10 protein-coding genes and 1 pseudogene are annotated in these 9,689 nt (G+C 68.3%); 5 read left to right on the top strand and 6 right to left on the bottom strand.

What is annotated here, in order from left to right; all coding sequences use genetic code 11:
* Together MKK88_RS27710 and MKK88_RS27705 are read left to right on the top strand one after the other, a co-directional pair.
* Window positions 1–142, top strand: a pseudogene (locus MKK88_RS27710) (porin family protein); the annotation flags it as partial.
* Window positions 143–359: 217 nt separating this feature from the next.
* Window positions 360–1,115 (top strand): DUF2076 domain-containing protein, encoded by a 756-nt coding sequence (locus tag MKK88_RS27705; RefSeq protein WP_244005584.1) that lies wholly within the window; start codon window positions 360–362, stop codon window positions 1,113–1,115.
* Between the two features lie 507 nt (window positions 1,116–1,622).
* On the opposite strand, the gene MKK88_RS27700 is transcribed toward MKK88_RS27705, so the two are convergent.
* From MKK88_RS27700 to MKK88_RS27680, 5 genes are all read right to left on the bottom strand, one after another.
* The gene (locus tag MKK88_RS27700; protein WP_244005581.1) at window positions 1,623–2,024 is read right to left on the bottom strand and encodes a hypothetical protein; all 402 of its coding nucleotides are present in this window, start codon (window positions 2,022–2,024) and stop codon (window positions 1,623–1,625) included.
* The gene (locus MKK88_RS27695; RefSeq protein ID WP_244005580.1) at window positions 1,955–2,740 is read right to left on the bottom strand and encodes an alpha/beta fold hydrolase; all 786 of its coding nucleotides are present in this window, start codon (window positions 2,738–2,740) and stop codon (window positions 1,955–1,957) included. Before MKK88_RS27695 ends, MKK88_RS27700 begins: the two co-directional genes overlap by 70 nt.
* 104 nt (window positions 2,741–2,844) lie before the next feature.
* Entirely contained in the window at window positions 2,845–4,251 is a 1,407-nt protein-coding gene (locus MKK88_RS27690; protein WP_244005577.1) for an MFS transporter, read from the bottom strand.
* Between the two features lie 81 nt (window positions 4,252–4,332).
* Complete coding sequence (locus tag MKK88_RS27685; protein ID WP_244005575.1) at window positions 4,333–5,856, bottom strand: aldehyde dehydrogenase; 1,524 nt, start codon at window positions 5,854–5,856, stop codon at window positions 4,333–4,335.
* Between the two features lie 61 nt (window positions 5,857–5,917).
* Window positions 5,918–6,550: a GntR family transcriptional regulator gene (locus tag MKK88_RS27680; RefSeq protein ID WP_244005573.1), complete on the bottom strand. Its 633-nt coding sequence runs from the start codon at window positions 6,548–6,550 to the stop codon at window positions 5,918–5,920.
* Between the two features lie 123 nt (window positions 6,551–6,673).
* On the opposite strand from MKK88_RS27680, the gene MKK88_RS27675 reads away from it, so the two are divergent.
* The 3 genes from MKK88_RS27675 to MKK88_RS27665 all read left to right on the top strand — a co-directional run bounded on the left by MKK88_RS27675 (window position 6,674) and on the right by MKK88_RS27665 (window position 9,249).
* On the top strand, window positions 6,674–7,462 hold the full coding sequence (locus MKK88_RS27675) for an alpha/beta fold hydrolase (RefSeq protein ID WP_244005571.1): 789 nt from the start codon (window positions 6,674–6,676) through the stop codon (window positions 7,460–7,462).
* A gap of 190 nt (window positions 7,463–7,652) precedes the next feature.
* A complete protein-coding gene (locus MKK88_RS27670) occupies window positions 7,653–8,381 on the top strand; it encodes a hypothetical protein (RefSeq protein ID WP_244005569.1) in 729 nt (242 codons plus the stop codon).
* Between the two features lie 640 nt (window positions 8,382–9,021).
* The gene (locus MKK88_RS27665) at window positions 9,022–9,249 is read left to right on the top strand and encodes a hypothetical protein (RefSeq protein ID WP_244005567.1); all 228 of its coding nucleotides are present in this window, start codon (window positions 9,022–9,024) and stop codon (window positions 9,247–9,249) included.
* 221 nt (window positions 9,250–9,470) lie between these two features.
* Here the strand turns inward: MKK88_RS27665 and MKK88_RS27660 are convergent.
* The coding region (locus MKK88_RS27660) for a YfdX family protein (protein WP_244005565.1) at window positions 9,471–9,689 on the bottom strand (219 nt) is incomplete at its 5' end.

Below are 9,689 nucleotides of genomic sequence, written 5' to 3'. Positions count from 1 at the left end.
CGACCGCAACACCCGCAACCAGGGCGCGTTCGTCATCAACGCCGCCAACAACTTCCCCGTCGTCTACAGCGGCATCGGTCGCCGCTCCGACGAGTTCGCCGTCGTCCGCGCCGGCCTGAACTACAAGTTCGGCTCGTACTGAGATCGAGCACCGGCGCGGTAACGACCGCGCCGGCGCCTCAGGCCGTTCGAGTCCTGACACGTCCGAGAAGCCCGGCCGCAAGCCGGGCTTCTCGCGTTTCGACAAGACCAAATGAAGTTTTCGAAAGGACCCCTGACAAAGCGTCGCCGCGCACCCATGTCGTGTCTGCCATGCGGCGCGTTCGAGCCCGCGGGTAAGATTCGAGGAGGACGACTCCATGAACAGCGAAGAACGCGACGTCATTTCGGGCATCTTCCAGCGTCTGGAGCAGGCGCAGTCTCAGCCCCGCGACGCGGAGGCCGAGCGCTTCATCGCCGACAAGATTCGCGCGCAGCCCTACGCTCCCTACGCGATGGCGCAGCTGATCTACGTGCAGGAAGAGGCGATCAAGAGTCTGAACCAGCAGCTGGAACAGGCGCGCCAGCAGGGCACCCAAGCCCAATCGTCGGGTGGCGGCGGCTTCCTGTCGAGCATCTTCGGAGGCGGCAGCCAGCGCCAGGAGCCGCAGCCGGGCTACGCGCCGCAGCGGCCGACCGGCCAGCCCTGGGGCAATGCGGGCGCCCCGCCGCAGGGTTACCCGCAACAGGGGGGCTATCCGCAGCAGGGTTATCCGCAGCAGCAGGGCGGCCCCTGGGGCGGCCAGCCGCAGGCTCCGGCGCGCGGGGGCGGCTTCCTGGCTTCGGCGCTTCCGATGGCCGCCGGCGCAGCGGGCGGCATGCTGCTGGGCAGCGCCCTCTCGAACGCCTTCGCGGGCGGTCATTCGAGCCTTGGCAGCGCCGCGGCGGCCGGGCTCGGTGGCGGCAGTGGCGAGACGATCGTCAACAACTACTACGGTGACGGCGGCAACCAGGATCTCGGTTCGGCCCTCGACGGCGGTGGCGGCGGAGGCGACTTCCAGGACGCGAGCTTCAGCGATCCGAGCGGCGATTTCGGCGGCGACATGGGCGGCGGCGACGACAGCGACTGGACCTGATCGGCCGGTCGATCAAGGCGGAAGGCCCGGCCGCGCTCAGGCGCAGCCGGGCCTTTTCTGTTCCGGCCGGCTCTTGAACGCGCGGGCGCGGCTTTGCCGATGGCCAAAGGTTGTCGCCCCGAGCCCCGGAATTTCTCAATCGATCGGCAATCTCCTTGCCGGTGAAGCCGAGGCGCACGCTTCTCTCAACGGCGGCGATCAAGCTTGGGTTACTCGAACCAGGCAAACGACCTTCTGAACATCCAGGGCGGTTCAGAGAAAACGGCTCCAGTATTTTCGAAACCTTATGCCACAGGCCCGGAAGGTTCCACTATTTATCCAGTGCCCTTCGGCGGGTCGGGCTCAATCCAGAAGATGGCCGAACACCTGTTCCTAAAACATTCGGCGCCGGAACCTCGTGAAACACCCGCGCTTCCGGACGAACACCGATCGGCTGCGCCACGTCGACGAGTTCGATTTCAACGCCAGCCGCCATCTCCCTGATCAGTGCCTGAACCTTCCGCTGTCTCAGCGGCCGGTCGACGTGCCTCCTGGGAGGAAATCTCGGATCGTCCGGTTCATGAACTCCACGTCCGCCGCCTTGGTCGCCGTCGCCGTCGTGTGGCCCTGCTCGGAGGGCACGGCGACGACGCTCGCCTGCGGGATGAAGGCGCCGGCCTCGCGGGCCTCCTCGACCGGGTTGTACAGGTCGAGGTTGCCACCGGTGAGGATCAGCGTTCGGGCCTTGATCGCGGCCAGCGCCTTCCGGACATCGCCGCCGAAGCCGGCGGTCTGGCCGATGTCGTGGCGGTCGTAGGCCCAGGTCTGTGCGATCCAGTCGTTGGCGTCGAAGCCGGCTTTCAGCACCGCCTCCTCCTGCGCCTGCATCCAGGGCAGGATGTCGAGGGGTTGAGGGGCGATGCGGCGCACAGGGCCTCCGGCGTTCGGGCGGCCAGCACCTGCAGGATGTCGGCGCGCAGCCGCCAGCCCTGCTCGGGCTGCCTTTCGTAGGCGCCAGCCTTGAACGCAGGATCGAGCATCAGCGCCTTGCGGGTCGCCTCGTTGACGGCGATCGACCAGGGAGCGGTGCGCGCCATCGGGGTCAGGGCCACCAGGGCGTCCATGAAGCCGGGATGGCTGACGCCCCATTGCAGCGCCTGCATGCCGCCCATCGACGCGCCCGCCACGGCCACAAGATGCGTGATCCCGAGGCGATCCAGGAGCCGCTTCTGGCTCTCCACCATGTCGCGGATGGTGAAGTGCGGGAAGGCCGTCCCGTGCTGGCTCGTGCTGTTGCTCGGGCTGGTCGTTAGACCGTTGCCGATCGCATCGGTGGCAATGATGAAGTATCTATCGGTATCGAGCCCCTTACCGGGACCGATCAGAAAGTCGATCCGGTGGTGGTTGCCGCCGATTGCGGTCGTCATCAGGATCGCGTTGGACTTGTCGGCGTTTAGCGTCCCATGGGTGACATAGGAGATGGCGAAGTCCCGGATCGTCTCGCCGCTCTCCAGCGGCAGGTCGCCGAGCGGCTCCGTCCGGTGCGGCGGCGCGTTCGGACCGTGCGCCGCGGATGGCGACAGGCCGGCGACCAGCAGGGCAGCGGCCAGGATCCATCCCGGCAGCCAGCGAAGTGGTGTGCGCATCGCGAATCTCATCTTAGACCCTGTGCAAGCGTCCCGCAGGCCGCCCCCCGCCCTTTCGAGGCACCGCGCGCGGTTCGGGGATGGCGCGGGGACGTGATGTCCACCTAAACGATCGGGCGCGGCACCGCGCTGCGTGCCCCGGAGGCCGCGCCGGCCTCGGCCGCGGTGAGGCCGGGCTCCAGGCTCTCCAGGCTCTGGCGGCGCGGCTCGACGCCGAACAGGGCGACCGCCACGATCTGCAGGGCCAGGAGCCCGATCATCAGGCCGGTCACACCCGCAATGCCGTAGGCCTCGAACAGGCTCACGACCAGGAAGGGCGTCACGATCGTCGCGCCGCGTCCGACCGTGTTGCACAGGCCCGAGGCCCGCAGCCGCACCTCGGTGGGGAACAATTCGGGGATGTAGATCCCGAACAGGAGCGCCACCAGCACGTAGATCGGCACGGTTAGTCCGAAGCCGACGAGCGGCAGCAGGACCGGATTCAGGGTCATCGGGTAGAGGATCCCGAACAGGATGGCGGCCGCCGAGGCGCCGATGATCGTCGGCTTGCGACCCCAGCGATCGGCGGTCAGCGCACCGATCGCGCTCCCCACCGGCGCGCCGAGGCCCATCAGCAGCGCGTAGCCGAAGGAGGTCGCGACGCTCAGGCCCTGCCGGATGAAGAAGGTCGGCAGCCACGTCACAAAGCCGTAGAGCAGCGTGTTGATCACCACGAGGCACAGGCAGCCCAGCAGCAGGCGCGACAGCAGCGGCGGCCGGAACAGGGCGGCGAGCCCGAGTTGCGGCATAGGCGCCATCGCGGCGGCGGGCGGCAGGGGCGCGCCTCGGCTCGCCTCGGCCTCGATCGTGCGCATCAGCGCCTCGGCTTCGACGTGGCGTCCCACAGCCTCGAGCCAGCGCGGCGATTCCGGCAGGTTCTTGCGGGCGTACCAGACGGCCAGCGCCCCAAGGCCGCCCAGCGCGAACATCGCCCGCCAGCCGAAGGCCGGGATCACGAGGTATCCGATCAGGGAGGCCACCGGCAGGCCGGTGACCACGAACACCGCCATCAGGCCGAGGAAGCGCCCGCGGGAGCGCGCCGGCACGAACTCGGTCATGGTCGAGTAGCCAACGACATTCTCGGCCCCCAGGCCGACGCCCATGATGAAGCGCAGGATGATCAGGACCGTCATGTTCGGCGCGAAGGCAGCGCCGATGGCGGCGAGGCCGAAGACCAGCAGGTTGGCCTGATAGGTGAAGCGCCGTCCGTAGCGGTCCCCGAAGAAGCCCGTGAGGAACGAACCCGCCATCATCCCCACGAAGGTCGCCGAGACGAACCACGCATTCTGCGGCAGGGTCGAGAAGCCGCTCTTCAGGGTCGAGCCCAGCACGGTGGCGGCAATGTAGATGTCGAAGCCGTCGAAGAACATGCCGATCCCGATCAGCCACATGATGCGGCGATGGAACGGGCCGATCGGCAGACGGTCGAGACGGCCTCCGGCGTTGACCGCCGGGCTCACGGGTTCGGGCATGGGCGTTTCCTTCCGGGGTGGGAGCCGGCACGGAAGGAGTCCGTCTCGCGCGGACCTCGCATCCCCCCGCGCCGTCGTGCGTCAGTTCAGGCGGCGCTGGCCCGCCGTGTCGCGGTACCAGTCGAAGGGCCCGTCGCCGGTGGCCACCATGATGCTCTTCACGTCGAAATGGTCGTTGAAGCTCTCGATGCCGCATTCGCGGCCGAGCCCGCTGTCGCCGACCCCACCCCAGGGCGAGGCCGGGTCGAGGCGGTGGTGGTCGTTGATCCAGACGATGCCAGCCTTGACGGCGTGCGCCACCCGGTGGGCACGGGCGACATCCCGGGTGCGCACGGCGGCGGCGAGACCGAAGGGCGAGTCGTTGGCGAGCCGGAGCGCCTCGGCCTCGTCCTCGAAGCGCGTGACGCTGGTGAAGGGCCCGAACACCTCTTCCTGGAAGATGCGCATGTCGGCGCGCACATCCGCGAAAACCGTGGGCTCGACGAAGTAGCCGCCCTCGAACCCCGGCACCTGGGCCGCCCGCCCGCCGGCCACCGCGCGGGCACCCTCGTCCCGGCCGTAGCCGGCATAAGACAGCACCCGGTCGCGCTGGCGCTCGGAGATGACCGGCCCGAGCTGCGTTGCCGGGTCGAAGGGGTCGCCAAGGCGGATCGAGGCCGTCTTGGCGGCGAGCCGCTCCACGAACTCGTCGTAGATCGAGGCCTGGACGAGGTGGCGGCTGCCGCACACACAGGTCTGACCGGCGCCGATGAAGGCACCGAAGGCGGCGTAGTTCACCGCCCGCTCGACGTCGAAGTCGTCGAACACCATCACGGGCGTCTTGCCGCCGAGTTCCATGGTCTGGTGGGCGAAGACCTTGGCGGCCGCCGAGCCGGCGATCCGGCCGGCCTCGGTGCCGCCGGTGAGCACCAGCTTGTTGATGTCGCGGTGCTCGGCGAGCGCCTTGCCGGTCGAGGCGCCCAGGCCCAGCACGATGTTGAACACGCCCGGCGGCAGGCCGGCCTCGGTGAAGATCTGCGCGAGCTTCAGCGTGGTGAGTGGGGTGTATTCGGAGGGCTTGACCACCGTGGTGCAGCCGGTGGCGAGGACGACCGCCAGCGACTTGCACAGGATCATCAGCGGATGGTTGAACGGCGTGCAGTTCGCCACCACGCCGATCGGGGTGCGGCGGGTATAGTTGAGGTAATTGCCTTCCACCGGGATCACGTCGTCGCGCCGCGCCAGCGCCACGCCCGCGAAATAGCGGAAGAAGTCCGGCAGCCGCGAGAGCTGCGCCCGGGTCTCGTTGACCGGCCGGCCGTTGTTGGTGGTCTCGAGCCGGTAGAGTGAGTCGAGGTTGGCCTCGAACGCGTCGGCCAGCCGGTTCACCAGGCGGGCCCGGGCCCGGATATCCAGGCCGCCCCAGTCCTTGCCCTCGAAGGCGCCCCGGGCCGAGCGCATTGCCCGGTCGACATCAGCCGGTCCCGAGTTCGGGATGCGGGCGATGACCGCGCCGGTGGCCGGGTTGCGCACGTCGATCAGCGTGCCGTCCCCGGCCTCGACCTCGCGTCCGTCGATGAAATTACCCCGGGTCTCGATCGCCGGTGCCGGCTCACGCATGTTCATGGCGTCTCTCCCGTGTCGCGTCTCACCGCTCGGTCGGTTCGCAAGCCCCGGCGGCGTTGATTCAGAGGATGACCGCGCTGCGCTCCAGCGCGGTCAGGATGCGGCGCTCGGCCTGGGCGACATGCGCACGCACGAGGCGCCGCGCGCCCCGCCCGTCACGGCGCTGCACGGCGTCGATGATGGCGGCGTGCTCGTCCACCAGCTGCGCCGGATCGCGCCCCCGGATGCCATCGAGGCTGACGCGCACGAGCCGATCGGCCTGCTCGACGAGATCGCGCACGGTGGCGGCCATGCGCCGGTTGCCCGAAGCTTCGGCCAGGGCGATGTGGAAGGCGCGGTTCTCGGCGATGAAGTCGGCCCCGTCAGAGACCGTGCGGAAAGCGTCGAGGGCGTCGAGGACAGCCTGGGGCGCGTCGGCCGCCGCCTCGGCCGCACAGGCCGGCTCCAGCGCGAGGCGCATGCGGAGCAGGTCTCGCGCATCAGCGACGGAAATTGCGTTGATCTGATATCCCTGACGCGCGTGGACGGTCACTAGCCGTTCGCGCTCGAGGCGCAGCAGTGCTTCGCGGACCGGTTGCCGGCTCACGGCATAGCGCTGGGCCAATTCCTGCTCGCGCACCTCGGCGCCTGGCCGCAATGTGCAGGCCAGAATATCGGCGCGGATCGCCGCGTAGATGTTGTCACGGAGCAGCACGGATCGCCTTTCGGTTGATCCATGCTGCCATCTGTGAAATATCACGTCAACCGAGTTTGTGCCGCTTGATCGAACACGAGAGCGGGTCTGAGCCCGGGCTCGAGCCAACAGGGGGACGTCTGGATGCAGTCGATGGTCGCGAACGGACAGGTGGCTGTGACAGCGTCCGGCGAGGGGCCGCCCCTGGTGCTGCTGCACTCTCTGCTTGCCGACGCGACGAGCTTCGACCGCGTTGCGCCCGACCTCGGACGATCTTTCCGGGTCCTGATTCCTGACCTGCCCGGCTTCGGCGGATCCGCGCCGGTGCCGGGCGGGCTCGAAGCCGTAGCCGATCGGGTGGCGCAAGCGGTCCGCGACGCGGCGGATGGACATCCGGTGGCTGGCCTCGGCAACGGGTACGGTGGCTTCGTGCTGCTGCTCTGCGCTCTGCGGCACCCTGGCCTATTCGACCGCCTCGTCCTCGCGGATTGTGGCGCATGCTTTCCGGAGCCGGGGCGCGAGGCCTTCCGCGGCATGGCGCGGGCAGCCGGTCAGAAGGGGCTCGCGGCGATCGCCGATACGGCGATGCGACGCCTGTTCGCGCCCGCCTTCCAGGCCGCGCATCCCGAACTGATGATGGAGCGGCGCGCGGCCTTCCTGCACACCGATCTCACGGTGTTCGAGGACGCCTGCGCGGCGCTCGCCACACTCGACCTCCGCGAACGGCTCTCCGAGCTGCGCGTCCCTGTCCTGGTGCTGGTCGGTGAGCATGACGAGGCAACCCCACCCGCCATGGCACGTGAACTCGCGGCCGGTCTGCCGGATGCGAGGTTCGTGATGTTGCCGGACTGCGCCCATGTTCCTCAGCTTCAGATCCCTGACGTCTTTGCGAAGGAAGTCAGCGGGTTCCTCGGTTTGCAGACTGTGAACTGACGAAGCCTCGGCGGGTCCGATAGCTGCGGGTCGCGCAATGCCGGCTCGACGGCCGGCTCGTTCGGCTCGTTCGGCTCCGCGCCGATATTCGCGGCGGATCTTCATCGAAGGAGCGCGGGCCTGACGCGTTTAGGCCAGCCTCGTATCCGTTGTCGGTCAGCTTTCGGGCAATCGGCCAGCTGGATTGCCCGTGATCGCCGACCGTTGCGGGAACCCGGAACACGCCCTATCGACGGTGGCGATGCCCGCCCGATCACGCCGCACAACCACGTCCGGTAGCCTGTTTGGCGAGGTCAGCGAGCGGCTCCCGCTCTTCGAGCCCCTGCCCCCTGACGTGCTTCACGCGCTCACGACGTCGGGTTTGGGTCGCGGTTGCCTGACGGCCTCTTTGCGGGCGCGTCTGCGCAAGGCCGGGTACCGGGATCTCGGCCATCTGGCGCAGACGTCACCGGAGGCGATCGCCAGCATCAGAAAGTTCGGCCCGGTCCGCACCGACTACGTTCGGACTTTCATCCTCGCTGAGATCGCACGGTGGCTGCCGGGCGCACGCGAGACGCATGCAGCCGGAGCCACCGGCGCGCGAAGACTCGAACGCTTGCGGGATTGGCCGGTCGAACAACTGCCGCTGGACGCCGACGCAATTGCAGCCCTCGGCTTGGCGGGATGTTCCTGCGCGGATATGGCCGGCCAGTCACGCTTCGAACTCCTCGGGACAGGGGTCGTCCTGTCCGGCGATGTGGATCGCGTCGTCACGACACTCGCCCGCTTTCTGGGTGGAGGTGGGATGGCCGCTTCTCTCCCCACGCAGGGAGCCATCGACGCGCCGGCGTCGGAAACTGAGGCGATTGCGGCCCGCCGAGCCGCGCAGCTCGCGACGCAGGATCGCGAATGGGAAGACGCTGCTCCAGCCAGGGCCTAAGCATGGGGGGCACGTCCCGGATCAGCAACGTCCAGCTTTCGTCGATCGGCCGCTCGCGGCCATCCTGGATGTTCGGCGGCTTTCCAGAGATCTTCCATCCGGATACGCCCGGCGGCCTCGGCATCAGCGCCGCGGTCGACCGCTCTGCGCAGCTCATGGCGATCAGGGCTCGAACGCGCACTCTCCAATCGCGACCGCCTGAGGGGCGGAACCCTGACGGCACTCAACCCGGCCTCGGAATCAGCGTGGTGTCGTGTCCGCCCGAAGCGCGCCGCACAAGGCAGGTCGAAAAGCACGCAGGATGGCTGAGCGCCCCAGGGTTCTCCGAGCATGGGTTGTCCGCGGATATATTTAAGCGCGTGACTGCGGGGGCGAGGTCGCTGACCGTGTCCGGCGGACCGAGGCGGATGAGGCGGCGTACGCTGTTGGTGCTGGGATCCCGCGTCGAGAGGCCGGTTGCACCGGAAACGAGGGTGTCGACCGCATCCCCCTGCGCGAACAGGGCAGGACGGTAAGCCCAGAGCTTACAGGCCGGAGGGAGCAGGCTTTCGCCAAGAGTTCGCGCCGATAAGGCGTATCTTCACGATCGGGTGTCTGCTGCCACTTACGTGCTGTTGCCGTCTTCAGGAGCGGCATCCAAATGGCGTCCTTCGCGTTTGCACGGCCCGAAGGCCAGCAGACACAGGAGTTTTTCATGTCCAGCCGATCCTCTCAATGGGAAGAAGGCAGAGCCGCCAAGCTGTCGGGTGCGACCGCCTCCGCGGATCCCTACGAAGTCGGCTCGCAGCAGAGCGCCGACTGGCTGGAGGGTTTCACCGTGGATGAGCCGGAGCAGAACATCGATCGGCCCGAGCCCGGCGAAGGTTGAGAAAGACGGGCGGCACGACCAGAGAGGCAGAGCCGGGCGTCGGATTTGCCTCCTCAACAACCCTCGCCTGGGTCCGAGGCATTGAAGAACACCCCCTGCAGAACAGGGCCGAGCGCCGCCGACGCGGCGATCATCGCCCTGCCCATGCCGTCACCGGGGATTGTTCGGAAACGGCAGGATGGCGGACGCAGTCTGAGATGCGCCCACCATCCGGAGTGACGCTACTTGCTTGTCGCGGCCTTGCCCATGGAACCGGCTGGCTGCGTCGAGGCCGCATTCGCCGCGCCGGCACCGGCCTTCGGGAGGGCGACCGCGTCGATCACGTCGAAGCGCATCCCGTCCTGGGCGGTCTTCAGGATCGCGTTGGCCTCGTAATACTTGCCCTGGCCGATCAGCGTCGCCGCCTGATCGACGTCGGCGATGGTCTTGTTCAGCGGCAG

It is taken from the genome of Methylobacterium sp. E-005 (assembly GCF_022829725.1).
Classification (GTDB): Bacteria; Pseudomonadota; Alphaproteobacteria; order Rhizobiales; family Beijerinckiaceae; genus Methylobacterium.
The sequence above is the reverse complement of the archived record's forward strand: the minus strand, read 5'-3'. Positions and strand labels throughout refer to the sequence as shown.